Source organism: Synechococcus sp. PROS-9-1, assembly GCF_014279775.1.
Classification (GTDB): domain Bacteria; phylum Cyanobacteriota; class Cyanobacteriia; order PCC-6307; family Cyanobiaceae; genus Synechococcus_C.
In genome coordinates, this window is the sequence record NZ_CP047961.1 from 1,223,275 (window position 1) to 1,247,791 (window position 24,517).

At 52.3% G+C, this 24,517-nt stretch carries 30 protein-coding genes and 1 pseudogene; 13 read left to right on the forward strand and 18 right to left on the reverse strand.

All coding sequences use genetic code 11. From position 1 onward, the window contains the following. Positions 1-30 precede the first annotated feature (30 nt). Entirely contained in the window at positions 31-585 is a 555-nt protein-coding gene (locus SynPROS91_RS06420) for a nucleoside deaminase (RefSeq protein ID WP_255439644.1), read from the forward strand. On the opposite strand, the gene SynPROS91_RS06425 is transcribed toward SynPROS91_RS06420, so the two are convergent. Then, a complete protein-coding gene (locus SynPROS91_RS06425; RefSeq protein ID WP_370586798.1) occupies positions 515-1,711 on the reverse strand; it encodes an alanine--glyoxylate aminotransferase family protein in 1,197 nt (398 codons plus the stop codon). The genes SynPROS91_RS06420 and SynPROS91_RS06425 overlap by 71 nt on opposite strands. A gap of 97 nt (positions 1,712-1,808) precedes the next feature. Next, positions 1,809-2,333, reverse strand: a complete 525-nt coding sequence (locus SynPROS91_RS06430; RefSeq protein WP_186515698.1) for an allophycocyanin subunit beta — start codon at positions 2,331-2,333, stop codon at positions 1,809-1,811. Positions 2,334-2,553: 220 nt separating this feature from the next. Between SynPROS91_RS06430 and glnA the strand changes: the two genes are divergently transcribed. From glnA to SynPROS91_RS06445, 3 genes are all read left to right on the forward strand, one after another. After that, positions 2,554-3,975, forward strand: a complete 1,422-nt coding sequence (gene glnA, locus SynPROS91_RS06435; protein WP_186515699.1) for a type I glutamate--ammonia ligase — start codon at positions 2,554-2,556, stop codon at positions 3,973-3,975. 744 nt (positions 3,976-4,719) lie between these two features. Continuing rightward, positions 4,720-5,271 carry a ferric reductase-like transmembrane domain-containing protein gene (locus tag SynPROS91_RS06440; RefSeq protein ID WP_370586751.1) on the forward strand — a complete coding sequence of 184 codons (552 nt, stop codon included), beginning with the start codon at positions 4,720-4,722 and terminating at the stop codon, positions 5,269-5,271. Between the two features lie 1,357 nt (positions 5,272-6,628). After that, the gene (locus SynPROS91_RS06445) at positions 6,629-6,781 is read left to right on the forward strand and encodes a hypothetical protein (RefSeq protein ID WP_186515701.1); all 153 of its coding nucleotides are present in this window, start codon (positions 6,629-6,631) and stop codon (positions 6,779-6,781) included. A 168-nt stretch (positions 6,782-6,949) separates the two neighbouring features. Here the strand turns inward: SynPROS91_RS06445 and SynPROS91_RS06450 are convergent, their stop codons facing one another. The 4 genes from SynPROS91_RS06450 to SynPROS91_RS06465 all read right to left on the reverse strand — a co-directional run bounded on the left by SynPROS91_RS06450 (position 6,950) and on the right by SynPROS91_RS06465 (position 9,183). Continuing rightward, positions 6,950-7,306, reverse strand: coding sequence for a DUF3764 family protein (locus tag SynPROS91_RS06450; protein WP_255439645.1), 357 nt, complete (start codon positions 7,304-7,306; stop codon positions 6,950-6,952). Between the two features lie 165 nt (positions 7,307-7,471). Then, a complete protein-coding gene (locus SynPROS91_RS06455; RefSeq protein WP_186515702.1) occupies positions 7,472-7,825 on the reverse strand; it encodes a hypothetical protein in 354 nt (117 codons plus the stop codon). 94 nt (positions 7,826-7,919) lie between these two features. Next, a complete protein-coding gene (locus SynPROS91_RS06460) occupies positions 7,920-8,177 on the reverse strand; it encodes a hypothetical protein (RefSeq protein ID WP_186515703.1) in 258 nt (85 codons plus the stop codon). 739 nt (positions 8,178-8,916) lie between these two features. Further along, positions 8,917-9,183 (reverse strand): hypothetical protein, encoded by a 267-nt coding sequence (locus tag SynPROS91_RS06465; protein ID WP_186515704.1) that lies wholly within the window; start codon positions 9,181-9,183, stop codon positions 8,917-8,919. Between the two features lie 151 nt (positions 9,184-9,334). On the opposite strand from SynPROS91_RS06465, the gene SynPROS91_RS06470 reads away from it, so the two are divergent. Beyond that, positions 9,335-10,390: a class I SAM-dependent methyltransferase gene (locus SynPROS91_RS06470; RefSeq protein WP_186515705.1), complete on the forward strand. Its 1,056-nt coding sequence runs from the start codon at positions 9,335-9,337 to the stop codon at positions 10,388-10,390. Positions 10,391-10,465: 75 nt separating this feature from the next. Further along, entirely contained in the window at positions 10,466-10,780 is a 315-nt protein-coding gene (locus SynPROS91_RS06475) for a copper-binding protein (protein WP_186515706.1), read from the forward strand. 21 nt (positions 10,781-10,801) lie between these two features. Here SynPROS91_RS06475 and SynPROS91_RS06480 read toward each other — a convergent pair whose 3' ends face one another. Continuing rightward, positions 10,802-11,068, reverse strand: a complete 267-nt coding sequence (locus SynPROS91_RS06480; protein ID WP_186515707.1) for a hypothetical protein — start codon at positions 11,066-11,068, stop codon at positions 10,802-10,804. A 74-nt stretch (positions 11,069-11,142) separates the two neighbouring features. Here SynPROS91_RS06480 and SynPROS91_RS06485 point away from each other — a divergent pair, with 74 nt between their 5' ends. Continuing rightward, positions 11,143-11,397: a DUF6439 family protein gene (locus SynPROS91_RS06485; protein WP_186515708.1), complete on the forward strand. Its 255-nt coding sequence runs from the start codon at positions 11,143-11,145 to the stop codon at positions 11,395-11,397. Here SynPROS91_RS06485 and SynPROS91_RS06490 read toward each other — a convergent pair. Both SynPROS91_RS06490 and SynPROS91_RS06495 read right to left on the reverse strand, forming a co-directional pair. Beyond that, positions 11,357-11,863, reverse strand: a complete 507-nt coding sequence (locus SynPROS91_RS06490) for an ATP-binding protein (protein WP_186515709.1) — start codon at positions 11,861-11,863, stop codon at positions 11,357-11,359. The genes SynPROS91_RS06485 and SynPROS91_RS06490 overlap by 41 nt on opposite strands. Before the next feature lie 64 nt (positions 11,864-11,927). After that, on the reverse strand, positions 11,928-12,641 hold the full coding sequence (locus SynPROS91_RS06495; protein WP_186515710.1) for a GUN4 domain-containing protein: 714 nt from the start codon (positions 12,639-12,641) through the stop codon (positions 11,928-11,930). Between the two features lie 40 nt (positions 12,642-12,681). Between SynPROS91_RS06495 and mnmH the strand changes: the two are divergent. The 4 genes and pseudogenes from mnmH (at position 12,682) to SynPROS91_RS06515 (ending at position 16,293) form a co-directional block, all read left to right on the forward strand. Then, positions 12,682-13,737, forward strand: a pseudogene (mnmH, locus tag SynPROS91_RS06500) (tRNA 2-selenouridine(34) synthase MnmH). Between the two features lie 29 nt (positions 13,738-13,766). Next, entirely contained in the window at positions 13,767-14,153 is a 387-nt protein-coding gene (psb28, locus tag SynPROS91_RS06505; protein WP_186515711.1) for a photosystem II reaction center protein Psb28, read from the forward strand. Continuing rightward, positions 14,150-15,229, forward strand: a complete 1,080-nt coding sequence (locus tag SynPROS91_RS06510) for an AI-2E family transporter (protein WP_186515712.1) — start codon at positions 14,150-14,152, stop codon at positions 15,227-15,229. Before psb28 ends, SynPROS91_RS06510 begins: the two co-directional genes overlap by 4 nt. Continuing rightward, positions 15,226-16,293, forward strand: coding sequence for an AI-2E family transporter (locus SynPROS91_RS06515; protein ID WP_186515713.1), 1,068 nt, complete (start codon positions 15,226-15,228; stop codon positions 16,291-16,293). Before SynPROS91_RS06510 ends, SynPROS91_RS06515 begins: the two co-directional genes overlap by 4 nt. Here the strand turns inward: SynPROS91_RS06515 and SynPROS91_RS06520 are convergent. From SynPROS91_RS06520 to rsmA, 8 genes are all read right to left on the reverse strand, one after another. Then, a complete protein-coding gene (locus SynPROS91_RS06520) occupies positions 16,225-16,707 on the reverse strand; it encodes a flavin reductase family protein (protein WP_186519556.1) in 483 nt (160 codons plus the stop codon). The two genes, SynPROS91_RS06515 and SynPROS91_RS06520, sit on opposite strands and share 69 nt — an antisense overlap. Positions 16,708-16,739: 32 nt before the next feature. Then, positions 16,740-16,955, reverse strand: coding sequence for a hypothetical protein (locus tag SynPROS91_RS06525; RefSeq protein ID WP_186519558.1), 216 nt, complete (start codon positions 16,953-16,955; stop codon positions 16,740-16,742). Between the two features lie 7 nt (positions 16,956-16,962). Then, positions 16,963-17,964, reverse strand: coding sequence for a protein translocase subunit SecF (secF, locus tag SynPROS91_RS06530; protein ID WP_186515714.1), 1,002 nt, complete (start codon positions 17,962-17,964; stop codon positions 16,963-16,965). Positions 17,965-17,967: 3 nt separating this feature from the next. After that, entirely contained in the window at positions 17,968-19,452 is a 1,485-nt protein-coding gene (secD, locus tag SynPROS91_RS06535) for a protein translocase subunit SecD (protein ID WP_186515715.1), read from the reverse strand. A gap of 3 nt (positions 19,453-19,455) precedes the next feature. Further along, complete coding sequence (locus tag SynPROS91_RS06540) at positions 19,456-20,439, reverse strand: pyruvate dehydrogenase complex E1 component subunit beta (RefSeq protein WP_186515716.1); 984 nt, start codon at positions 20,437-20,439, stop codon at positions 19,456-19,458. Positions 20,440-20,639: 200 nt separating this feature from the next. Continuing rightward, a complete protein-coding gene (locus SynPROS91_RS06545; protein WP_186519560.1) occupies positions 20,640-20,957 on the reverse strand; it encodes a DUF3082 domain-containing protein in 318 nt (105 codons plus the stop codon). Positions 20,958-20,968: 11 nt separating this feature from the next. Further along, positions 20,969-21,901 (reverse strand): 4-(cytidine 5'-diphospho)-2-C-methyl-D-erythritol kinase, encoded by a 933-nt coding sequence (ispE, locus tag SynPROS91_RS06550; protein ID WP_186515717.1) that lies wholly within the window; start codon positions 21,899-21,901, stop codon positions 20,969-20,971. 4 nt (positions 21,902-21,905) lie between these two features. After that, positions 21,906-22,739 (reverse strand): 16S rRNA (adenine(1518)-N(6)/adenine(1519)-N(6))-dimethyltransferase RsmA, encoded by an 834-nt coding sequence (gene rsmA, locus SynPROS91_RS06555; RefSeq protein WP_186515718.1) that lies wholly within the window; start codon positions 22,737-22,739, stop codon positions 21,906-21,908. 62 nt (positions 22,740-22,801) lie between these two features. Here rsmA and SynPROS91_RS06560 point away from each other — a divergent pair, with 62 nt between their 5' ends. Continuing rightward, on the forward strand, positions 22,802-23,416 hold the full coding sequence (locus SynPROS91_RS06560; protein ID WP_186515719.1) for a uridine kinase: 615 nt from the start codon (positions 22,802-22,804) through the stop codon (positions 23,414-23,416). On the opposite strand, the gene SynPROS91_RS06565 is transcribed toward SynPROS91_RS06560, so the two are convergent. Next, positions 23,417-23,839: a YraN family protein gene (locus SynPROS91_RS06565; RefSeq protein ID WP_186515720.1), complete on the reverse strand. Its 423-nt coding sequence runs from the start codon at positions 23,837-23,839 to the stop codon at positions 23,417-23,419. 66 nt (positions 23,840-23,905) lie between these two features. Between SynPROS91_RS06565 and SynPROS91_RS06570 the strand changes: the two genes are divergently transcribed. Continuing rightward, positions 23,906-24,511 carry an AAA family ATPase gene (locus SynPROS91_RS06570; protein ID WP_186515721.1) on the forward strand — a complete coding sequence of 202 codons (606 nt, stop codon included), beginning with the start codon at positions 23,906-23,908 and terminating at the stop codon, positions 24,509-24,511. Positions 24,512-24,517 lie beyond the last annotated feature (6 nt).

The following is a 24,517-nucleotide window of genomic DNA, read 5'->3' on the forward strand; positions in this document are numbered from 1 at the left end:
TGGCACATCAAAGTGTTGGCACATCCAAAGATGCACTCAGCCAAGAGCCTGACGGTGCAGTCTCCAATCGAACTCTCTTCCACGCAGATGCAAGCCTGGATGGAGCGTTTGATTGAGCGCGCGCGTCGATTCGGCGAACGCGGAGAGGTTCCAGTAAGCGCCATTGTTTTGGATCACCACGGCCGCTGCATTGGCCATGGCATCAATCAACGGGAGCTGAACAATGATCCGCTTGGGCACGCTGAGCTGATGGCAATTCAACAGGCCTGCCGCCTGCGTGGTGACTGGCGCCTCAATGACTGCACTCTGTTGGTGACCTTGGAACCCTGTCCCATGTGCGCCGGTGCCTTGGTTCAGGCGAGAGTTGGACAAGTGATCTTTGCCGCGACTGACCCGAAGCGGGGAGCGATGGGAAGCACGATCAACCTGGCCACACACATCAGTGCACACCACCGAATGACCGTGATCGGTGGTGTACAGGCTGAGGAGGCGAAAGAAATGCTGTCGAGCTGGTTTAAGCAGCGACGGCAACGTTCTGACGGAACTGGGGCAGCTCCGTTTCAAACAGGTTCAACAACCTGCTGACGTTCTCAGGGTTTGAGTTGTAACCCATCAGGCCAATTCGCCAAATTTTTCCGGCAAGAACACCAAGACCACCACCCACTTCGATCCCGTGGTTGTTGAGCAGGTGCTGCGTGAAAGCCTTTCCATCCACATCATCTGGAATCCGAACGGTCGTGAGGGTGGGCAGACGGAGCTCCTCGGGCACGTGCATTTCGATACCCATCGATTCCAGACCGGACCAAAGGGCTTCAGCGTTACTGCGGTGACGCGCCCAAGCCATATCCAAGCCTTCGTCCGCCAGCAACCTGAGCGCTTCACGCATGCCGAAGTTCATGTTGACCGGTGCTGTGTGGTGATAAACGCGGTCACTGCCCCAGTACTGATTGAGAAGGGAAACGTCGAGATACCAATTGGGCACCTTGTCTTGACGCGCAGCAAGCTTGGCTTCAGCGCGAGGGCCCATCGTGAATGGACCAAGCCCTGGAGGGCAGCTCAAACCCTTCTGACTACAGCTGTAGGCCAGATCCACCTTCCATTCATCGAGATAAACGGGAACACCGCCAAGAGAGGTCACGGTGTCGAGCAGGAGCAAGCAATCGTGCTTGCGGCAGAGATCTCCGATTCCCTCCATCGGTTGACACACGCCGGTGGACGTTTCGGCATGCACCATCGCCAAAATGGCGGGCTTGTGCTCAATCAGAGCTGCTTCGAGCTCATCCTTGGTAAATGCTTCACCCCAAGGCTTTTCGATCACCTTCACATCGGCGCGGTAACGACCGGCCATATCCACAAGACGATTCCCGAAATAGCCCTTCACAGCGACGAGAACGGTGTCGCCTGGTTCAACCGTGTTGGCAAGCGTTGCTTCCATGGCTGCACTACCCGTGCCGCTCATCGGCAAGGTCAAGCGGTTGTCGGTCTGCCAGGCGTAGCGAAGAAGCTCCTGCACTTCGCCCATCAGCTCCACATAAAGCGGATCGAGGTGACCAATCGGAGTCCGAGACAAAGCCTTGAGCACCGTTGGATCGGCGTTCGAAGGTCCTGGACCGAGCAGCAAACGATCGGGGGTGTTAATCGGGGCAATGACCGTTCGATGGGACGAATCAACCAACCGGGGAGAGTGCGTCGTCGCCAAAGCCAGGATCACCAATTAATGGCAAACAGCCTACGCATAGACAGGCCTCTAAACGGAGCAAAACGGTTGGTTTGCAACGCCTGTTGAAACGAGACAAATCGTTGAATGCTTAGCGCTGACTGATGTCGTTTGCGGAAAGACCTGATGCCAGATGGTCGAAGGGCTTGCGAAGCATCATGCAGTCGCTGGAACTTGATCCTTCAGCCACCATGCGTTCGCAAAGAACATCAGCCAAAAGAATCATGCTGCGAACCGTGGGTCCTGTAGGAACACCCAGGCTTTTATAAGTGTCGTCCAAGCCGTTCAGAACGCGTTCATTCAGGATCGTGCTGTCGTCGGCAATCAGGGCGTAGCTCGCGTAACGCAGGAAATAATCCATGTCACGCAAACAAGCCGCAAGCCGACGCGTGGTGTACGCATTACCACCAGGCAATAGCAGCTCAGGATCACCAACAAACAGTCTTTGACTGGCTTCTCGTACGAGCTCCGACGCTTCGCGATTAATCAGCTCAACGGCCTTGAGACGCAACTCGGCCTGGCCGAAATACCCCTCAATGCGATCGATGGCCGATCGATCGAAATAGCGACCCAGTTGGTCGTAACGGCCGATCAACCCGGTGATGGCATCACGCATGATGGGGGACGCTAGGGATCACTGGCTGGAAGGTAACACCACAAAGGTGGTCAGAACGCTCTCATCACCTGGGATTCAAGGAATTTGACAGAAACGGTTACTAAGCGCTGACCCAGGCCTCGCTGAGAGAGCCCTGCTCTCAAAAAAGTGCGCATTGATACAAAAGCGTGTCAGATCGATGCCTACCGTTGGGAAAATTTTCTCGGCTGCAGCCTCAACCATGGCTAAAACTGCTCAGGACGTACTTCGTCAGATCAAGGACGAAGGAATCGAGCTGATCGACCTCAAATTCGCCGATCTGCACGGCAAGTGGCAACACCTCACCGTGTGTTCCGACATGCTCGGCGAAGTCGAGTTTCGGGAAGGATTGGCCTTTGATGGCTCTTCGATTCGCGGCTGGAAGGCGATCAACGAGTCAGATATGTCCATGGTTCCAGACCCTTCAACGGCCTGGATTGATCCGTTTTATCGGCATAAAACTCTGAGCATGATCTGCTCAATTCAAGATCCACGTACTCATGAACCATTTGACCGTTGCCCGCGAGCTTTAGCTCAGAAAGCATTGGCTTATCTCGGCAATACAGGGCTAGCAGATACGGCATTTTTTGGTCCAGAACCTGAATTTTTCCTCTTCGATGACGTTCGCTACAACTCAAGCGAAGGCGGCTGTTTCTACAGCGTTGACACCATTGAGGCTGGCTGGAACTCCGGAAGGGTAGAAGAAGGTGGAAACCTCGCTTATAAAATCCAAACCAAGGAGGGTTATTTTCCTGTTGCACCAAACGACACAGCGCAGGATATTCGCTCTGAGATGTTGTTAATGATGGCTCAATTGGGGATTAGAACTGAGAAGCACCACCATGAAGTTGCTGGCGCCGGTCAACACGAATTGGGAATGGTGTTCGAGGAGCTCATTCAGGCTGCCGATAACGTGATGACCTACAAATACGTTGTTCGCAACGTTGCCAAAAAGTACGGCAAAACAGCAACCTTCATGCCGAAGCCTGTCTTTAATGACAACGGCACTGGCATGCATGTACACCAAAGTCTTTGGAAGGGTGGACAACCGTTGTTCTTCGGAGAAGGGACCTACGCCAACCTGTCTCAGACCGCCCGTTGGTACATCGGCGGCATCTTGAAGCATGCCCCAAGCTTTCTGGCCTTCACCAATCCCACCACCAACAGCTACAAGCGCCTGGTTCCAGGATTCGAAGCCCCTGTGAATTTGGTGTACTCGGAAGGCAACCGATCTGCGGCGGTTCGAATCCCCCTCACTGGACCTAGTCCAAAAGCCAAGCGCTTGGAATTCCGTTCCGGTGATGCTTTAGCAAATCCCTATTTGGCCTTTGCCGCCATGATGATGGCCGGCCTCGATGGCATCAAGAACCAGATTGATCCGGGTGATGGATTCGATGGTGACTTGTTTGAACTTCCAGCTGAAGAGTTGAAGGACATCGCCACTGTTCCAGCTTCTCTGAACGGAGCATTGGAAGCTTTGAATGCTGATCACCAATACCTGCTTGAAGGTGGAGTCTTCACAAAAGACTTCATCGACAACTGGATCAATCTCAAGTACGAAGAGGTACAACAGCTGCGTCAGCGACCTCATCCCCACGAATTCACCATGTACTACGACGCTTGATCAAAAAGGGTCAGTAACACTCGGCTACTAGCCAAACCCCAAAAGATGTCCCCAAAATGGTCCCCAAAAGGGATCATTTTTTATGGGCAGCGCAACAACAGTTCGCTATAGGCGCCTTTGAGGCAGCTGAAACTTGCTATTGCCATTGATCTCAGACTCAATCAAATCCCAGAAGACAGGAATCAAGTTGCAGTGCGATTTAGACGAGCGACTGCCATCCAAGATGGGAAGTCACAGTTATGGCTATGGTGATTCGAAGGACGATATAAATGTAGCATTAGAGGTAGTAGATACAAGAACAGAGTTCACTTTGCATGGATACTTGAAATCTATTGCTCAATAGCGAAACGCCAAGAAAATCGCTACAAATAGATTGATCGGCCAAGTCTGGCGAAAAATAGATAACAAAAAATTAACACTGATCTATTCTTCAATTTCAATCCAGTGATAATGCACACCTATGCTCAGATTTTAAGCTTAAACCATAAATATAACAAAAGTGGAAAATCAGCACCGCACCCTAGTGATAGAAAGACAGGCTTCTTAGTATGCATTCACTGATCAGTGGGCCAGAACGTATTGGACCGCCGAATAACCTCACTGAATGAGCAATAATTGTCTCGAGACATTTAGCAAGAGTCTGAACGCCTATTTTGTCTGGCAAAATAGTGCTTTCACCTAACGATGCAGAATCTTCAGGGTTGGAGGATTACGACCTTGGTCACGTCTTTCATTGTTGTTTTCTTGATCTTCAACTTCGGGTTAGCGGGGTGGAATGCCACTGCGATTAAACATGCGATTGATGCTACCGGGCGCAGCTCCCTGATCCTTTTTGGGATTGCCTTCACGGCCTCAAGTATTGAAAGCATTTGGCCTTCTTCGATCTCCCGCTGGTCGCTCCGAAATAGGCGCTGGATCGGTTTAAGTTTCGCCGCCTCCCATTTCATTCATCTCGCTCTCATTATCTCAATATCCGTGTGGTTTCCAGAACCATTTTTGAGAGAACAGTCGTTGGGGCAGTGGATGTTTGGTGGTCTTGCCTATGTGTTTGTGTTTCTAATGGCTCTCACTTCAACCGATCGAGCTCAGCATTGGATGGGAATGAAGAACTGGAAGCGACTTCACTTTATTGGAGGTCATTGGATTTGGACAGTATTCTTACTGACCTATCTAAAACATGTGAAGGAAGGTCCTCTTTGGTTTTATCTCCCCTTCTTGATCTTCACATTGCTGATGATTCCGATTCGATTTGCAAAGCACACTCCGCCGAGAGCGGCAATCAGGGCATCCATTTGAGCTAAAGGCTTTCCCTCGTTGAAAGCCACTGCTGACGCCCAATTGCCTCAACCATCTGGGTGCATCATTTCTATATCCTTATTAAGCAAAGTTCTCATCCCCAATGAAGAAAAGTCTTCATTTCTGTCCAATAGTTAAAGATTTTGGGTCGCCAAAGACACTCTCGCACTCCATCGCCAGTATTGGATTGGGACGGGAGGCATCACCCGTATAAGGCGGTCTCTACCGAGGAAGCACCCCGCCTTTCCCATAGGAAGGAAGGTTGGCTTACAAGAGAGGCGACCTTCTTTTTTATGCCCGCCAATAAAAAATAGGTATGTATCTCTACAGACACTGCCCAATTCACTAGCTTCTATTGGTGGGGGTAAGAGTGTTTGGAGAGGCGCTCTTTCGAACGGCGGTCGATTGAGAATACGACCGCTTTTTAATACGTCGATCAAAAACAGGTGATTATTATTTAGAATCCCTTCATCAAGACAGCTTGGCAATAACATTCGTATAAACTTATCTTTGAATTTGCTAAATACAATCCAAACGATTACTCGAAACAATCGCCTGGACATTAGATTTAGGCAAGTCATTTTTGAAATTTGTAGATCATTTCATAACGAAGAGGTTCCTGCTCGAGAAGCAAAAGGGATCAAGCTGCTCTATCGCGGAGTTTCTAGGCACAATCAATCGAAAACCTAATGATCGTTGAAGCTGAGAAGGGTGTGATCTCTAATCACATGCAAGAAAATACAGTGCGGTTCGTTGAGAATGATGTGCTGATTCACACAGCCGTCATCAGCTCATACAACGAGGGCTGATCCTCTCATCTTCCTATCAAACGTCCTCTCAAGAGTGTGAATTTCTAGACACCTAGCTCCTCCAGCTGGGGTGAGATCTTTGTATATCCTTTTTAAACTTAGTTCTCATTTTTATTTAAGAAAAGTCTTCATTTCTTTCCGATAGGTAAAGCTTCTAGGATCACCAGAGACACAGAACACCTCAATCAGCAAAATCAGATTGGGTTGGGACTAATCCACCCGTAATTAGGCGGTCTCTCTCAATGAAGAACCTGCCTTTCCCATTAAAAGAAGGTCTACCTTACCCCTAAGCGACCTTCTTTCTTTATGGATCAACTCGCTCAGCCAATGGATTAGCCCACTACCCCTATCTTCTCATCCGCCTAAATAGCCTTACTTGTTGCCAAGCACTTAGCAGAATAAGAAGTTGCCTTGTGTAGTCGGTATAACGATTACATACGTTCGTAACAAGTATTACGCCAAACCAATAAAAAGCAACTTGGTCGTAGGTGATACACACAAGATTGGATTGGATGAACTAACACTGATATATCGCCGGACTGTTGGACATGTCATTCGACGAACTCGATCGCACTACTCGGTATATCTACGAGGCAAAGGCCCGTGCCAGTGCTGTGCTGAATGAAAAAGCACCAAAGCTCACCACTCTTGAGAAAGCGATGTGGGTGAAATTAAAGAGTGGTGATGGTCTCTGCAGATGAAATGGATGCTGGTATTGGTATTCGCAACGATTGCCATCGGGACCTTCATGGGGACGTCGCTGCCGGTGCAATTGTGGTGATCTGACTGTCGAAACCTGAATGCATCAAACAGTCACCTGCATTGTAAAAACTTCAGAGCCGCCAGCCTGGACGCTACAAACGACATCCTTATTCCTCCAGCCATTCTCCAACTTCAGCAGTTGATAGATCAACTCCGTGACTGGAAATCCACTCCCCATATTTTTGAATAAAAGCATCAGCCGCTCCTTCAGGTGCCTGGTGGATGACAACGATCTTGCTGCGATCTGCTTTACTAACACCCCGGTACAGAGGCTTGATACCGAACTCAGCATGCCGCTGAGCACCTAGATCGCTATCAAAACTCTTGACCCATTCGCTGAAGGGCACATTGATCTTGAGGGTGATCACGGTGGTGACTGTCATGACCAGAACAGACATTGATAGTGCTTCTTCAAAAGTACCTGCTGAATGCTGTTTCGTCGATGAAGAAAAGCAGCTACGCAAAATTCGACTTCTCCAGGATTCTTCTGCTGGAGGCCTTAACCAGTGGCAGCCATCAGTAGCTCACGAAACAGGGACCACGTCATCTCAGTATCGAGAGTCATCAGCAAAATTACTAAGTAGACAGAAATAAAAGAGGGTGAGGACTTATACGCTCATGCCTCTAAATCACTTTGTGAAATAATCAGAATAGTTAGCTTTAAGCTCTCGCTTTCCTGACTTTATACTTATATCCATGATGTTCCCTAATAGTATAAGCAATATATTGCGGTTTGAAGTGATTTTCTCGTTAAGCAATCGATGGGAATCAAGAAACTCGCTGCATCCATCCTCTTGAATCAGTCCATCAAGACTCTTGTTTAGCCTTTCAGTTACTTCAAGAGCAATTACTAAATCTCGCGAGATAGCTTCTTGATACGAAGAAGAGGGTGTAGGAATAGTTGGATTTTCATGGTAAAATTTATTATTATTTTCTAATCCTTGTCGGCGTATTGGCCTGTGAAGCCTTGGCGTGATCGTCATACGATTTTGTCTCATTTTGGAAATCTTATCGATAACTCTGTTGGCCATGGGTAATCATCAATACAAAACGAATAATCACCTAAGTTGGCGATGATCAAACACCTAAGTTGTATTCTTCTAGCAACATAGCAATTGCGTTGAAATGAGAGCAGAGCTCTCCTCTCAATTGTGCATAGTAGACAAGCTTGTCCGTATCATTTGTTTCGTTAATCAACTCCCCAAGGTTGTCAGTTATACGATCTAATGCTTCGTAAGTAATGATTAAATCCTCCGATAGCATTTCCTCTCGAGTAAGTGAAGCAGTCTTAGGATTGGCGTTAATCAGTTGCTTGCGGAATGCCTCTATATCCAACACTAAGCCACTTTTATACTATTTATAAATCTACTGGTAATTAGAAGTATGTCCGTAGTCCTTAATACAGAATAAGTTATCAGCCATCGTCTTTTGCCTGATACGCTCACCTCTCTCACTGATGAACTCTATGTTTTCATTTTAGTTATTCAGGGACCATTAGCCAACACATTGTTCTTTCAATGAAGACATCCATTGACCTAGGACATTTGATCTCTCACAACAACGCTACTCGCTGGAGACACGATAGAGGGTCCAGAAGGATAGTGGATAAGATAATCAGTGAGGAATGCAAGTCTAAAGCTAAAGATCCAGAGATAATCATTGAGTATCCTGAATACTGGCTTTGGCCAATTGTTTATATCTTCCAGTAGACGTAAAAATACCTTGGCCGTAACAGAGTGGTGCCTCGGCCCCCTGCTTTACCCTTTCGGGTGTTGTATGGCTTTCAGCCAACAGGCTTCGAAAGAGCTGTCCACTTACTCCGAGCATCAACTGATATTCAAGGCCTTGTTTTCACGATTCTTACGCCATGATTGAAATGTGAGGAGGGCTTCTTCACGGAGTGGAAACAAGGCAACACACCCATCATGAAACTGAAATATCCCAGTCAATTTTCACTGAAGAGTTCTGTTGCCAATAATCTGCATGATCTTGCACAGCCATCACTCCCTTTTAGATCCCTTGGTTAGTCACTCAAAAGGGAGTGATGGCTATTTCGGCTATTGATTGCTACGGCTCAGCCATGCCGCAGGTGAGCCATTGCGCTGTCATGCAGGTGCCTTTTGTGAGCATGGCGATTCGCCCAAACCCGCTGTTGAGCAAGCGCGCTATTGGAATCAAGAAGATCTGGATGTCCCTCAAGCTGGACGTGACTGGATTGGCTCAGTCTTTGCTCATGGGCGTGATGATCAGCCCAGGCAAGAAACTCAGCAGCTGACTTCTGGCGACGTTCCAGCACATTGCCGGAGTAGCCAATCTCAAGAGAACGAAGAACGGCTTTCATGGTGCAAGGCCTCGTTTCGATGCAACCATTCTGTAGCAACCGATACTAAATTTGCCTCGGCTTCATATTTCTTGCCCGAATGACTTGATTTGTATCCCCGGTTGCATGGGCTCATCCATTGAAATAGGCGTATTGATAGGACTACAGCCCAATGGCGTCGAGCCTGACTGAAATTGCTTACCGCACCATCCAGCAAGGCCGGAGCCTCGCAGGACTGGCCCATAAGGAGCTGAGCTCTAAAGCCATGGAACTGTTGGCACCCGATGTTGTGCCCAGCACAGAACCTGTTCCTGTCGAATTACTGAACGAACTGAGACGCTCATTAAGCGCTCTTCAGGACATTGATTGGGAGGAGTCAGAACAAGGGCTTTACCCCCAATCTCTGCTGTTCGATATCCCCTGGTTGGAGTGGGCTGAGCGTTACCCACGCGTTTGGCTTGATCTTCCCTCGAATTGGGCCAGGCGAAGGTCTCGAAACGTCCAAGACATCCCAGACACGCACGACAAAGAGCTATATCCGGATTACTACTTACAAAATTTCCATCATCAAACTGATGGTTATCTCAGCGATCACTCTGCTGAGCTCTACGACCTACAAGTCGACATCCTGTTCAACGGCGCCGCAGACTCCATGCGCCGGAGGCTGATCGCTCCCTTGAAACGGGGCTTGAAACGGTTTAGTGATCGCCCTGAAGCCAGTCTTCGCATCCTTGACGTTGCAACAGGAACAGGTCGGACGCTTCATCAGATCCGAGCTGCTCTACCAAAAGCCTCACTGTTTGGCCTCGACCTCTCTGAGTCCTATTTGCGTCAGGCCAATCGTTGGCTGAACAAGGGAAGCAACAGCCTTGTGCAGCTGCTGCAAGGCAATGGCGAATCCATGCCCTTTGGTGATGAAAGCATGCAGGCTGTGACCTGCGTTTTCCTGATGCATGAGCTTCCTCCTGAAGCGCGCCAGGCTGTTCTCAATGATGCTTATCGAGTGCTAGAGCGCGGTGGAGTTTTTGTTCTTGCCGACTCGATTCAACTCAAAGATTCGCCGCAGTACAGCGTGGCGATGGATAACTTCCGGCGGATCTTTCATGAGCCTTTTTATAGAGATTTCATTTCAGATGACATCGAATCACGCCTCAGTCATGCTGGCTTCACAGGGATTTCAGCTGAATCCCATTTCATGGTGAGGGTTTGGACGGCCAGCAAGCCTTGAAGTGATTCCCTGACATACATGCATTGATGTCTACCAGCGCCCCATAGGGTGCAGGAACCCTTGCCGAGGGCTTTGATGATCAACCCTTTTCATGTCCGCTGGCTTCAAGGCTGGACATTTCAGTTGGTCCTAATGGAAGGGAAAGTGCAGGTGGAGGCTCATGGTTTTGGAATCTGTATCCGTACTGCTCTTTTGCATGGCGAAACACCCCAAGATGCTGCCGATCGACTCGTTCTCCAGGAAGATAAGCGCCGCCACGCACTTCATCAATCTTGGTTAAAGGGTCAAGCCGTTCCAACTTATTCCAGTGAACTGCCTGATTCCACTGAAACGTCTAATACCGTGCCTGAATCGCTTGTAATTGTGCATCACAAGTCTCTCGTTTGCTAGATCCAGGTATTTGTTGAGGCTTCACTTTGACAGTTTCGCCAACACAAATCCAACCAAAAGGCCGGGGCCACCCCAACGCAGTGAACGCCAAAAGATTGGGGCTGATGTTGGTTTAAAGATCCACTTAAATTCATTTTGGCCTTCAACGAGTTGTTGAAGTAAGCCTCGACGTTGCAATCGTCGCCTAGAGCGAACATCGTTCCCTTCCCAACGCCTTGGCTGAAAGTGAATCAACGTGGCCAGGGCGTGTAAGGGCCGCAACTGTTTGCGACGGAAACCTGATGCCATGAAAGCGTTCACTGTGCACGTCACAACGTCAGACGTGAAGCATCAGGATAAAGGCAACCGATCGTCAGAAGACAATGTCAACGGCTGAAGCGCGCTGGCCAGAACCCGCCCCTGAACTCGCCAAGGAACTTCATCGTTGCTTGAGTCTTGGCGACCGTGACTGGCATCGTTTGAAAACCAATGCTGACCGTCGTAGCGCTGAACTGATGGCTGCTGCTCTCTCGCAACTCATCCAGGGAGGAGAGCGTCACGATATTGAGGAGCTCACCGAGCAAGCACTCCGCTGGATCAGACGGGAACTGAAAGACCCTGGCTGTCCGCACCGTTAAAGGACACCACTCGAGAGTCGGGCCGGCGACTTGCCAGCTGGACACGATTCCCACGGCGACTCCAGCGCACATCGTCAAAACACTGATAAATCAAAAACAGTCCACGGCCTTGATTCGCTTCGATGCAGTCAGGAAGTTCCCCGAGACGTGCATGGGTGGGGACTCCTTCACCTTCATCCTGAATCTGCCAAATCATCCATTGAGGGGTGAGGATGCGGCGCACACGCAAACACTTGTTGGGATCACCAGAGTTCCCATGACGTACAGCATTAACAAGCGCTTCCTGAAGACCGAGCTGAAGCCGACCGGTTGTCTCAACACAGTCCACAGGGTCGAGCAGTAACTCCAACAACGGAGAGAGTTGGAGCGTTGAAGGAAGAATGAAGTCAGCCCAGCGCGTTCGTTGGAACGAGGGACTGAGATTGAAACTGAACGACCCTGAAGTCGATCCAAGCCGCGATGACATCAGGACCGAAGCATTCTGTTTTGACCATACCCCTCTACCAGACCCATGCCACTAGGGCAGTAACTCATTGACGAGCGACCAGGGACGGATGGTTGAGCAAGGCATCGATCAGTCGAACCCCTCGAAGCTGGTTGACCAGCGGCATATGGCCCTCTGGAGCCGTCAATGACCAATCAAAAGCATTCGGATAACGCGTCCAGACTCCCTCCTGTTTCCAGCCAATCCGAGGCCAAAGCTTGTCGTAACGCCCATTGAGAGTGGCCAGCAAACGGGCCTGCACTGTGAACCCAAACCGGCCTTGGGAGTAGGCGATCCACAGACGATCCATCGTGACAAGATCCAGCCCTCTCATCGACAACACTTCGCTGAAGTAGACATAGCCGCGCCGTTCAGCCTGCTCACCGGCCAGCTGGCGAAGAAAGGCACTCGTGAGGCGATCAGCCTCTTCAAACCGTTCTTCGAGAAGAGCCTGCTGAAGGGGGGAGTAGTCCAGATCGGATTCCGAACAAGCAGCAAACCATCCCCCTGAAGCATTGAAAAGAGGGCTCAGGGCCGACGGTTGATGACGATGCAAGGCCTGCAAAATCCAACCCGCAGCCCACTCGTCTCCTTCCCGGTCAAAGGAAGCCAAAGCAGCCGCACCCATTGCAGCCAGCTGATCAGCCGCTTTCTCGACTGCTGGGATCAAGGAGCGTTTTTGTCGTGATGAGCCACTGGAGAATTTCTCTAGTAGCTGATCAACGCTGAGATCGGATGAAGAAGAAAGACCAGAAAGCATGACGAACGACCGGCTCTAACTGGCTCGGCGATATTCCACTATGTCAGGGATGGGATCCACATACGTGAGCGGAATCGATCAGTTTCGGGCAGCGAGCGGAACGCTGGTTGATGTGCGCACTCCATCAGAATTCGCACAGGGCCATTGGCCTTGAGCAATCAACATCCCGCTGTTTGACGATGAACAGAGAGCCATCGTGGGTCGCACCTACAAGCAAAAGGGCAGAAAACAAGCCATCGAGCTGGGCCTGAGCTTCACCGGGCCTGCCCTTGTCGATCTTTCCAAAGCACTTACGAAGGCAGCTGGAGGCCCCGACCAGCCACTTCGGCTCTACTGCTGGCGTGGAGGGATGCGCTCCAACAGCATGGCGTGGCTCGCGTCTCTCCAAGACCATCCCACCCTTGTTCTCGAAGGTGGATACAAGGTGTATCGACGCTGGGTGCTCGAGCAATTTGAGCGCCCCTGGCCAGTCCGGCTGCTTGGGGGACAAACGGGCACGGGTAAGACAGATCTTCTAATCGCCTTGCAAGCTTTGAATGTGGCTGTGGTGGATTTGGAGGGGCTGGCTCATCACCGCGGAAGCAGTTTCGGTGGTCTTGGTCAACCCAATCAGCCCAGCACTGAGCATTACGAAAATGAACTGGCTGAAGCTTTGGATGGCTATGGAAAACGACAAGCCCCACAAATTTGGCTCGAAGCCGAGAGCTCTTCTGTGGGCTGTTGCCGCATCCCCAAAGCACTGTTTGAGCAGATGCAGCAAGCACCGGTGCTCGAAATTCGCCGCAGTCTTGATGAACGGATTGATCAACTCGTAGACGTGTATGCCTGCCAAGACCCCGATCAGCTACGACAAGCCACGGAACGCATCCAGCGCAGACTCGGTCCTCAAAGGACACAAGCAGCCTTAGAAGCGATCAGAGATCGTCGCTGGCGCGATGCTTGCAGGGCGATGCTCGACTACTACGACCGCTGCTACGACCACGAACTCAAACAAGCCCGCGAAACATCCAATATTGATCTCAGTGGGCGCAATCCGCAGAATGCGGCAATCGAACTGCTGAACACCGGTCGCGTTCTACCGATCGAAGCCCCTTAAGATCCCGCTCAGGTATTGGAGCAGCATTCATGGCAGACGGAAGCAAGGCAGTGATCCAGTTTCTGAGCGGCGTGGATGAACCCGTCGTTCCCGACATCCGCGTCACACGCAGTCGTGACGGACGCACTGGACAGGCCATCTTCGTGTTTGAACAACCCGAGGCACTGGCTCCTGAAGTGATGGAGGCGATCACAGGGATGTTCATGATCGACGAGGAGGGCACACTCGTCACGCGGGAGGTCAATGGAAAGTTTGTGAACGGCAAACCAAGCGCCTTGGAAGCCACCTACACCTGGAAAAGCGAGCAGGATTTTGAGCGTTTCATGCGCTTTGCACAGAGATATGCAGATTCCTCAGGTCTTGGTTATTCCCAGGATTCAGGCGAAGCTGCAGCGAGTGATAACGAGAACGGGTGAAGCTTCAACACTGGCTTGGACTTTGCGCTGTTCTGGCAACGGGGCTGTTGTTCTGGAGTCTTCGTGAAGTCCTGATTCACTTGTTTGCCGCCATTGTTTTGGCAATGGCTCTTTGCACCCTTGTTGGATCCCTTCGTCAGCGTTGGAACCTTCCTAGACCCTTGGCACTGTTGGTCTGTTTGTTGGGTCTCGTGGTGATGGTTGCGGTTGGCTTAACCGTGATCGTGCCGCCCTTTACGAGCCAGTTTCAACAACTGATTCTTCAGCTTCCATCTGCCGCAAAAGCCCTGAAAGAACTTTTGGTGCAGGCTTTTTCGTCGGTTAACTCAATGGTCTACGGCAGTGGAAGTTCCAGCAATTGGAGCCAACTGCTCTTTCCCAAAGGCTTAGCTGAGAGTCCAGGCGGGCCAGCCATTGCCTCCAGCGTGACTGGAGGATTTCTGAGCCTTCTTGGCTTGGCAGGCAATGTCGGCAGTGGTGTGCTGCAGCTTCTCTTCGTCTTTGCCGTCACCTTGATGGTGGCGGTCCAACCGCATGCCTACAAGAACGTTGGCATTCAGTTGTTGCCGTCCTTTTATCGAAAGCGAGCTCGCGCCATCCTCAACATGTGCGGCGAAGCTCTCAGCAGCTGGATGATCGGCGTGTTGATCAGTTCCGTTTGTGTTGCTGTTTTGGCAGGAATCGGACTCTCACTTTTGGGCGTGAAGCTGGTGATGGCCAATGCCTTGCTGGCAGGCTTACTCAACGTGATTCCGAATGTGGGACCCACGCTCAGCACCGTCTTTCCGATGTCCGTTGCTCTCCTCGATGCCCCATGGAAAGCATTAGCTGTCTTGGGGCTGTACATCGTGATTCAGAACCTTGAGAGCTATGTCATCACGCCTTCGGTGATGCAGCGCCAGGTCAATTTGCTTCCTGGGCTCACTCTTGCCGCTCAATTTGTATTCACCGTTCTGTTCGGTCCTCTTGGCCTGTTGCTTGCTCTCCCTTTAGCGGTTGTATTGCAGGTGCTGATTCGCGAAGTCGTCGTAAACGATCTTCTTGACCCCTGGAAGCGACAGAAACTGGCCTCATGAACGCTCGCACCCTGCTGATTGCCCTCACATCCATCCTGCTCACACTGCTGTTGTGGCAGCTGCGCTGGGTGCTGCTGATTCTGTTCGGAGCCGTCGTGTTGGCCGTGGCACTCGACGTTCCGATTCAGAAGTTGATACAACGCTTCAGGCTCAAACGGCCCGTTGCGCTGTTGCTGGTTCTGGTGATCCTGTTCCTCGGCGGAACCTTGGTGGTTCAGCTCCTCCTCCCAGAACTGCTGGGTCAATTTGAACAACTCACCGCCCTGTTACCCAATCTGATCGACAAAATCAAATCGATCATCGCCACGCAACCAAGCCTGGCAGAGCTGAACATCAGTCCCTCTGAATCGCTTAGCTGGACAGGGATTCAGCCCGTTGGAGCACAGCTTCTTGGTTATGCCGGTGGTGCTGCAAATGGCTTGATTCAGGTGCTCCTGATGAGTCTGCTGGCGATTCTGCTCGCGCTGGATCCCAATTCTCATCGGCAGATGCTGATCGCCGTGAGTCCACGCCCTGCACGGGCTCAGGTCACGGAATTGCTGGATCGCTGCCGTGACGCTCTTGGCGGATGGCTTGCCGGCATGACCATTTCAGCAACCGCGGTGTTTCTCCTCACCTGGACAGGACTCGCCATCCTTGGTGTGCCTTTGGCCCTGCTCAGCGGCTTGGTGTGTGGCTTGCTCACCTTTGTCCCCACGATTGGGCCTACAGCCGCAACGCTTTTGCCGATGGGGATTGCCCTTCTGATCTCCCCAACCCTGATGGTGCAGGTTTTGGTCTTGCGGCTTGCACTGCAAAACCTCGAAGCTTTTGTCTTGACGCCTGTGCTGCTCAGTCGGACGGTGAATCTCTTGCCAACGGTGGCCTTGACCGCCCAATTAAGCCTGGGAGCCCTGCTCGGACTGCCAGGCGTGCTGCTCGCGTTACCGCTGGTGGTGGTGCTTCAAGTGATCATGCAGCAAGTGGTGATCAGGCAAATCATGGATCGCTGGGAGTTACCCCCCGTATTGCCATCCCGTGCTGCTGAGCTCGAGGGCAGCAGCATCACGGTGGAGAATCGCTGATTTCACTTCCCCCAGAAACACGGTGTGATCGCCATGGGCAAGTTCACCCACGAGCTCACACTCCACGGCACCGAGGGCGTCCTTAAGGATCGGTAAACCGAGCTCGCCCGTTGTGAATGGTGCTGCATCAAAGCGTCCGCCAACCGCTTGCTGAGGCTTGAAAAACACAGCGGCCAGATCCTTCTGATCGGCTGCCAATACGTTGAGGGAGAAGCGGCGCGTGCGTTGAATCATGCCGTTGCTGGTGCTGTCGGCACGAACAGCCATCACAACAAGGGGGGGATCGAACGATCCCTGAGTCACCCAACTAGCGGTGAACCCGTTGACTTGATCCCCTTCTGCAACACCACAGATGAACAAGCCATGGGGGATTTTCCTAAGGAGGGTTTTCTTGGCGTCGAGATCAAGCGACATCATGCATTCGAGGCGGACATCCAACTTAGGAGTCAGAGCTCAGACCGACGCACGGGTCCGTAGTGACGCCAAATGGAGGGAAGAAGAAGAATGACCACCACCGCCAGGAGATGGTGCCGAATCGCAAAAATCAGGCTGGTCAACGTGATGTGATCCAACAGGAGCCGAAGCTCCACGCGTAAATCCAACAGAGCCAGAACGCCCAACAGCAGGGGCACCCAGCGTTGGGATGGAGAGCTTGGAGTGATGGCCAAATCAGGCACCCGCCGTGCGTTGTCTGGGCCAAATACTGAGAAGGGAAGGGGCCAGAGCAATACTCGACCAGCTGCCCACAATCACGCCAATCGCAAGCGCCACTGCAAACCAAAACAAGGTGGATCCACCAAACAGAATCAGACCCAAGAGAGGTAGCAAGGTGGTGCCACTGGTGTACAGAGTGCGGGTAAGAGTCGCGGAAACGGCACGATCCACCTGAGCATCCAGGGGTAGGTCACTGTCTTCACGTTGGCGTTCGCGGATGCGATCAAACACCACCACGGTGTCATTCACCGAATAGCCGGCGATGGTGAGGAGTGAAACGGCAAACAAACTGTCGACTTCCAACCCGCTCATCAATCCAAGCCAGGCGAAGCAACCACAAACAATCAACACGTCATGGCCTAAGGCCACGAGTGCCAAAACGGCATAACGCCCGTCGTAGCGGACGCTGATGTAAACAGCGATGCCAGCAAACGCCACCAGCAAAGAGATCAAGCTGCTGCGCAGCAATTGCCCCCCAAGGCTTGGACCAATGGTGTCGACCGATTGGCCACCCACTTCAAAGGGACCAGCAATGGGCTCGACAGCCTCAATTACGGCCTGCCCCTGTGAAGCGGACAACGCTGGCATGCGCAAGACCACCGATTCACCCCTGTCGAGCAGCTGAACCCGAACTGCAGCGAGATTAGGCAGGGTGTCGGAGTCTTGATCGCTTGCTTCAGAAGTTAAAGCGAGGCTTTCAAGCTTCTGCTGGATATCGATTGCCCTGATGTCTTGGCAACGATCTCCGCACACGCGCTCAAGCTGGATTTGGGTTCCACCTGTGAAATCGAGTCCAGGCCTTAAAGGAGAGCGAATCTGAGGATTGGTCCAGCTCAGCACTAAACCAAGCGTGCTGATCAACAGCACAATCACGGAGATCAACCAAACTTTTCGCCGTTGACGGCTCAGAGGAAAACGCAAAGGGCGTTCTTGACCAGTTGGGGAGGACACAGCCATGGCTCAAGCAGCGGAGGAAGGCAGCTGCCCTGCGGGCAGAAAATTGGTTGGGCGGCGCAGCGATTGATAGCCCATCAAGAAGCGCAAAAGCGTGCGCGTACATGTCAGTGCCGTGAACAGGCTGAGCAGAACACCGATTCCCAGCGTTGCCGCAAAACCTTTCACCAGACCCGTCCCGAGGAAGAACAACGCAGCGCAACTAATCAGCGTGGTGATGTGACCATCAACGATCGAGGAGAAGGCTTGAGAGAACCCAGTTTCGATCGAGCGGATCAAGGTGTTGCCTCGGCGTAATTCGTCTTTGATGCGCTCAAAAATCAACACGTTGGCATCCACCGCCATACCAATACTGAGAATGAACCCTGCCGTTCCAGGCAGCGTGAGGGTGACCGGTATCAGCGCGTAGGACGCCAGGTTGAACAAGGCATAAAGACTGAGTGCCAACACAGCCACCACCCCTGCAAGTCGATAGACGAGCAGCATGAAAATGGCCACCAACACCAGGCCCGCAAGTGCGGCAATCAGGCTGCGACGCACATTTTCAGCACCAAGACTGGGACCGATCGTGCGCACCTCAAGAATTTCAACAGGAAGAGGCAGGGAGCCCCCACGCAGCTGCACCTCAAGGTCCCGGGCTTCCTCAGCGCTGAAATTGCCTGTGATCACAGCAGAGCCACCGGTAATACCAGCGGCTTTGAATTGGTCACCCACGCTGGCTTCGCTGATGGGACGACCATCCAACACGATGCCGAGCAGACGCCCGGTGCCTGCGATCGAACGGGTGAGCTCTGCAAATTTGTCACCCCCCTCTCGATTGAAGGTGAGCGTCACTTCCCAGCTGTTGCCGTTTTGCTGCTGTTGGCGCCCGGCGGTGACGAGATCCTTACCGGTGAGCTCCGCCGGATCGAACCGTTCCACAATTTGTTCGTTGGCACGAGCGAGTAGCTGTTCCAACTGCTCTTGCTCAGAATCAGCAGTGCCTTCCAGACCCAACTCTTTTTGGGCCTTCGCCAACTGCTCACGAGTAGGTCCATCGTCTTGATCGGCTGCCTCTGATGGATCCTTGCTTTCGTTCAACGCCAGCACGCTTTTCAACTGTGCTCTGAGTTGAATCAAGCTGCGTAATTCGTCTTCTGAACCAGGCTTCTGTGACCGAAACTCCAGCAACGCTGTACTGCCAAGCACCCGCGCTGCTCTGGATGGATCGGTCACTCCTGGAAGCTGCAAGACCAGTTGGTTATCGCCCACGGTCTGGAGGGTGGATTCGGCGACACCTAAACCATTGACGCGTCGATCCAGCACGGCCTTCACGGCTTCAAGCTGCTCAGCTTTCACTTTGGTGATCTCACCCGCTGGCTGCACTTCCAGGGTGAGCTGGCTACCTCCGCGCAGATCAAGCCCCAACTGAAGAGGGAAGCTTGTGAGAACGGATCCAGCAGCGATAGCTAGAGCGAGGATGAGGGCGAACCACCCCTGTTGACGGGCCATGAATCAGAGCCCCGTGCGCACGATGGCCTGAGCCGTTTCCACAATTTGGTGGGGCTGAATAATCGTCAGATTTTCAAGATTGCCGTTGTAAGGCGTGGGAATGTCCTGGCTGGACAAGCGAATGGGCCGGGCATCGAGATCGTCGAAGCAATGCTCGGTGATCAAGGCAATCAGTTCTGCACCAATCCCGCCGGTCTTCATGCACTCCTCAACCACAATCACCCGATGGGTTTTACGGATCGAGCGGGCGATCGTTTCCATATCGAAGGGCTTGAGGCTGATCAAGTCGATCAACTCAACACTGATGCCATCCGCTTCAAGCTGCTCGACAGCTTTCAAGCAATGGTGACGCATGCGTGAGTAGGTCAGGATCGTGACGTCACTGCCCTCTTTCACCAGATCGGCTTGATCAAGAGCGCAGGTGTAATCCCCTTCTGGAAGCTCTTCTGTGAGGTTGTACAGCAACACATGCTCAAAAAAGAGCACTGGGTTGTTGTCGCGAATCGCAGCCTTCATCAGCCCCTTGGCATTGGTGGGCGTGCTGCAAGCAACGATCTTGATGCCAGGAACGGCATGAAAATAGGCCTCAAGGCGCTGACTATGTTCAGCCCCTAGCTGACGACCCACGCCACCTGGACCACGCACCACGGTGGGAATGGTGAAATTGCCGCCACTGGTGTAGCGCAGCATCCCCATGTTGTTGGAGATCTGATTGAACGCCAAAAGCAAGAAGCCCATGTTCATGCCTTCCACGATTGGCCTTAAGCCCGTCATCGCTGCACCAACAGCCATCCCCGTAAAACTGTTTTCAGCAATCGGCGTGTCGAGGACGCGTAATTCTCCGTATTTCTCGTAAAGATCCTTGGTGACTTTGTAAGAGCCGCCGTATTGGCCGACGTCTTCACCCATCACGCAAACGTGGGGATCTCGGGCCATCTCCTCGTCGATGGCCTCACGAAGTGCGTTGAAGAGAAGAGTCCCTGCCACGGCGTTGCTGCAATCCCGGCCAAGCCGGCGTGAGTGGCCAAGCTATCTCAGCAACGAAATAATCAGCCCCCTGCAGCAAACGTCGTGAGCAGGAGCACGGAGAGAAGTAACCCCGGAGAGAGCAGCAGGATCAGCTGACCAAGATCGTGGGGAGTCATCACCAATAACTGCCTATGGCAGTTCAGGACAGTGATCTGAGGCTAGACAGCATCAGGTTCTTTGCCTGTGAAAAGACTGCGAAGAAACACAAGGAACAGCCCAATCCCAATAAAGGCACAACTGAATGTGCCTAGAAAACACATGCCGATCAACAACGTCTTCAAGGCAGAGGCAATGCTTTGAGCGGTGGGAGAACTAAACGTGGATGGACGGTTTGCGAAATAGGTCACCATCCCTGTGCTCAATTTGAGACTGAGCCAGCTCATCAACAAACTTGTGAGAGAGCCCGAAAGGAAACTGATCGGCCCCTTCTTGCGCTTTGAAGGCGCCTCTGGCGTCTGGATCTCACTACCACTCATGCCATTCGTGCTCATGCCATCAGCTTGGCGCCATGACCCACGAATGAACAACTCCACGCGTCAAAACCTGCCTGCGCGAAGGAATCACGGGCTGCATCCAAAGCCTTATCGGCATCAAGTCGATTGGGGAACAGGGCGAAGCAGCTAGGACCAGAACCACTCATCGCTGTTCTCAGTTGCCCGGGAAGATCCTGGAGCAAACGCAGGGCCGTTCGCACAGAGGCCGTTTGAGGTGCCACCACATTCTGCAAATCATTGCGAAGCGGAGGTGGCTCAGCCGCTCGCAGAGGGTGCAACCACGACGCTGCACGCAGATCCTGCCGCCGTTGCGCAAAAGCCTCTTCACCACTCAAATAGTGCTCGCCTTTGAGACGACGGCACTCGCCATAGGCCCAGGGCGTCGAAACGCTGACGCTGGGATCTTTCACCAACACCACACCTAAAGATTGCGCTGCATCATGGACGGTTTCAAGACATTCGCCTCGACCGAAGCAGAGCTGAATCCCACCGGCAAGACAAAACGGCATGTCGGAGCCAAGTTCAGCAGCCATGGCTCGTAAAGAATCCTCGGTATGTCCGAGCCCCCAGAGCGTATTAAGCGCTAGTAGAGCTGCAGCACCATCACTGGAGCCTCCGGCAAGACCAGCTCCAATGGGAATGCGTTTGCGCAGATGCAGATGAGCGCCTAGCTCATTGAAACCAGACCGCTGTCGGAGCAGTTCGGCGGCACGCATCACCAAATTGTCGCTGCCGCAACTGAGTCCGGGCTGGTCACAGCTCAGTTGAATTAATCCATCAGCGCTGTTGGAGCAGTCCAACTGATCAGCGAGGTCGATGCTTTGCATCACCATCGCCAATTCGTGAAACCCATCGGATCGCTGACCGAGCACCTCAAGATGGAGGTTGATTTTGGCGGGAGCGGTGACGCGAACGGTGGCGGTCATCCGATCAAGCAGCAGAGTCGAATTGATTCAAACCCTTCGCTAGGGCAACCCAAGCTTCTGGTGCCACGTCCTGGGGTCGTTGTTGAAGGCTAATGCCGGCCTCTTCTGCCAAGGATTGCAAGTGATCTGGAGAGCACACCGGGGCCAGGGTGTTGCGGAGCATTTTGCGGCGACTCAAGAAAGCCATTTTCAGTAGACGCTCCACCCCACGGGCTAATGCAGCAGTAGGACGCAGCTCCGCAGGGAAAGGGTCGATGCAGATCACCTCCGACTGCACTTTGGGGGGTGGTTGAAAGCAGCGCGGGGGCACAGGGCATACGTGGCTGCAACGTCCTAACAACTGCATGCGCACACTCAAGGCACTGAAATTGCTGTGCCCAGAGCGAGCACGAATGCGTTGAGCAACCTCATGCTGAACTAGCAAAACCAGTCGTTGATAGGGGGGATCAACAGGACGGTCGAGACGACCGATCAAACGATCCAGCAAGGGGCCTGTGATGTTGTAAGGAATATTGGCCACAACTTTGTTGGCAGATACCCCACCAGACAGCTCCAAGGGAACGGACAACACGTCTCCCTCCTGCAGGGAAAACTTTGGATGGCTTCCAAAGGTCTGCTGAAGCCCAGCGACGAGGTCACGGTCAAGCTCCACCGCATGGATGGCCGCTGCCGGGGAGGCCAAGAGACGTTCGGTCAGAGCCCCGCGACCAGGACCCACCTCCAGGACGCGATCCCCGTCCTGGAGTTCGGCGGCCTCAACGATTCGATCCAGCACTCGCTCATTGATCAGCCAGTGCTGGCCGAAACGCTTGCGGGCCTTGTGCCCTGAAAAGGTCATGACATTCAAAGCGTTGCTTCACTGTGCCCTATGCAGGATTGAACGACTCGAGCAACAGCGTGATGGCAAAGGTTCCTGTGGTTTGCATCACTGGCCCTTCCGCAGTTGGGAAAACCAGGTTCACCCTTGCGCTAGCAGAAGCACTGGGCGCGATCGAGATTGAAGTGCTCGTGATCTGCTGCGACAACTACTACAAGCAGCATGGACAACCTCACCCACGCTTCGGATTTGACACGCTGGAGGCCATCGACATTCACGCGTTGCGAGCTGAGCTGGATCAGGTCACGCATCACACAGCAAGCAGCTTGCGCACCTACGACATGAGCACGCGTGATGTTGCTCGCAAACCCCTGAACCAGAGCTACCAACTTGTCTTGCTCGAAGGCGCCTATGGACCGCAAGACCTACTGGACGATGGCTTGATCACGGCGCTGTTCTATCTCGAAGCACCCTTACTGCTGCGCATGATTCGACGGCTAAGACGGGATCGACAAGAGCGAGGTCGCAATCCAATTCAGATCATCCAACACATGCTGATCCACATGATTCCTGGTGAATGGAGTTTTATCCGCCCACTGCGATTGGTCTCGGGGCTCGTCATCAACAACCCACGGCAGGGACAAAGGGCTGCGATTGCGTTCATCCAGGCCCTGATCACTGAATCCTCACCAAGGTGATCACCGGCTCACGCGATCGAGCTCGTCGATGCGAAACCAGCGCACACAATGCCTTTGCACTGGAAGTGCCACGAGCGCCAGCACGACTTCGAAATAACTGTCCTCACTCCAGGGGTTAGCGGCCTGCCAGCAGCGCACAGTGCGGGCCAAACGCCTCCGTTTGGCTGGATGAAACGCAGCAAGGCCCCAGCCATCCAACCCTGAACGGCGACGCGCCTTCACCTCAACAACCAAAAGTCGACGATTCGGGAAAGACTGCTTCGTCAAGAGCAGGTCAATTTCTCCATACCGACAGCTCCAGTTGTGTTCCAGCAAGCGCCATCCATGACGCAGCAAAATCTCTTTGACGTAGCGCTCTGCTTGAGCTCCTCGCACTTGAGAGTGTGGCAACAAGACACGACATGACGATGTGCTCTCAACCATTCCCCCGCTCAGCACGATTAAAGGACGGCGCTTGGGGGCTATAACTCTTCAAAGCTAAATCTTCGGATGCGCATCGCTATTAGTGGCACACATTCACAAGGGAAAAGCACATTCGTAAACGACTGGACTAATCGCCATCATCGCTACATTCGCGAAGAAGAACCGTTTCGAGCGTTGCATGATGAGGGCTATGACATTCGCTTTCGCCAAGAAAGCACGAGACTACATAATGGGATCCAGATGTACTACAACATCAGCAGACTAATGAGCTATCAGCAAGATAGTGACTGCGTTATTTTCGATCGATGCCCAGTTGATTACATTGCTTATTCGCAATACACTGCAAATCATAGAACGACCGACATCAATGATAAATTTGTTGAGTCATTAGCAGCAAGAGTTCGCGACTCACTTCAGAATCTTGATCTACTGATCTTTTTACCGATCACAAGTGAGTGGCCAGTTGCTATGGAAAATGATGGGATTCGTCCGATCGATCTCCCCTATCGCGATGAAGTTGATTCCATCTTCAAACAAATTTATAGGGAGCAACGATTCTCTGTGATGCCAATCAATAATCCACCAGTCTTGATTGAGCTTTGGGGCGCCAGAGAAGATCGCCTGAACTTCTTGAAACAGGTAATTGAATGCGAAAAGAACAAGCGGATCTAAAAGTCC

Excerpts from the sequence above, each read along its gene's own strand:
- SynPROS91_RS06560 (WP_186515719.1), top strand. The coding sequence starts at position 22,802 with ATGGCAAAGGTTCCTGTGGTTTGCATCACTGGCCCTTCCGCAGTTGGG.
- SynPROS91_RS06445 (WP_186515701.1), top strand. The coding sequence starts at position 6,629 with ATGTCATTCGACGAACTCGATCGCACTACTCGGTATATCTACGAGGCA.
- SynPROS91_RS06515 (WP_186515713.1), top strand. The coding sequence starts at position 15,226 with ATGAACGCTCGCACCCTGCTGATTGCCCTCACATCCATCCTGCTCACA.
- SynPROS91_RS06490 (WP_186515709.1), bottom strand. The coding sequence starts at position 11,863 with ATGTCATCGCGGCTTGGATCGACTTCAGGGTCGTTCAGTTTCAATCTC.
- SynPROS91_RS06480 (WP_186515707.1), bottom strand. The coding sequence starts at position 11,068 with ATGGCATCAGGTTTCCGTCGCAAACAGTTGCGGCCCTTACACGCCCTG.
- SynPROS91_RS06475 (WP_186515706.1), top strand. The coding sequence starts at position 10,466 with ATGATCAACCCTTTTCATGTCCGCTGGCTTCAAGGCTGGACATTTCAG.
- rsmA (WP_186515718.1), bottom strand. The coding sequence starts at position 22,739 with ATGACCTTTTCAGGGCACAAGGCCCGCAAGCGTTTCGGCCAGCACTGG.
- SynPROS91_RS06520 (WP_186519556.1), bottom strand. The coding sequence starts at position 16,707 with ATGTCGCTTGATCTCGACGCCAAGAAAACCCTCCTTAGGAAAATCCCC.
- glnA (WP_186515699.1), top strand. The coding sequence starts at position 2,554 with ATGGCTAAAACTGCTCAGGACGTACTTCGTCAGATCAAGGACGAAGGA.
- SynPROS91_RS06485 (WP_186515708.1), top strand. The coding sequence starts at position 11,143 with ATGTCAACGGCTGAAGCGCGCTGGCCAGAACCCGCCCCTGAACTCGCC.
- SynPROS91_RS06420 (WP_255439644.1), top strand. The coding sequence starts at position 31 with ATGCACTCAGCCAAGAGCCTGACGGTGCAGTCTCCAATCGAACTCTCT.
- SynPROS91_RS06465 (WP_186515704.1), bottom strand. The coding sequence starts at position 9,183 with ATGAAAGCCGTTCTTCGTTCTCTTGAGATTGGCTACTCCGGCAATGTG.
- SynPROS91_RS06565 (WP_186515720.1), bottom strand. The coding sequence starts at position 23,839 with ATGGTTGAGAGCACATCGTCATGTCGTGTCTTGTTGCCACACTCTCAA.
- SynPROS91_RS06470 (WP_186515705.1), top strand. The coding sequence starts at position 9,335 with ATGGCGTCGAGCCTGACTGAAATTGCTTACCGCACCATCCAGCAAGGC.
- SynPROS91_RS06570 (WP_186515721.1), top strand. The coding sequence starts at position 23,906 with ATGCGCATCGCTATTAGTGGCACACATTCACAAGGGAAAAGCACATTC.
- SynPROS91_RS06430 (WP_186515698.1), bottom strand. The coding sequence starts at position 2,333 with ATGCGTGATGCCATCACCGGGTTGATCGGCCGTTACGACCAACTGGGT.
- secF (WP_186515714.1), bottom strand. The coding sequence starts at position 17,964 with ATGGCTGTGTCCTCCCCAACTGGTCAAGAACGCCCTTTGCGTTTTCCT.
- SynPROS91_RS06545 (WP_186519560.1), bottom strand. The coding sequence starts at position 20,957 with ATGAGTGGTAGTGAGATCCAGACGCCAGAGGCGCCTTCAAAGCGCAAG.
- psb28 (WP_186515711.1), top strand. The coding sequence starts at position 13,767 with ATGGCAGACGGAAGCAAGGCAGTGATCCAGTTTCTGAGCGGCGTGGAT.
- ispE (WP_186515717.1), bottom strand. The coding sequence starts at position 21,901 with ATGACCGCCACCGTTCGCGTCACCGCTCCCGCCAAAATCAACCTCCAT.
- secD (WP_186515715.1), bottom strand. The coding sequence starts at position 19,452 with ATGGCCCGTCAACAGGGGTGGTTCGCCCTCATCCTCGCTCTAGCTATC.
- SynPROS91_RS06495 (WP_186515710.1), bottom strand. The coding sequence starts at position 12,641 with ATGCTTTCTGGTCTTTCTTCTTCATCCGATCTCAGCGTTGATCAGCTA.
- SynPROS91_RS06455 (WP_186515702.1), bottom strand. The coding sequence starts at position 7,825 with ATGACGATCACGCCAAGGCTTCACAGGCCAATACGCCGACAAGGATTA.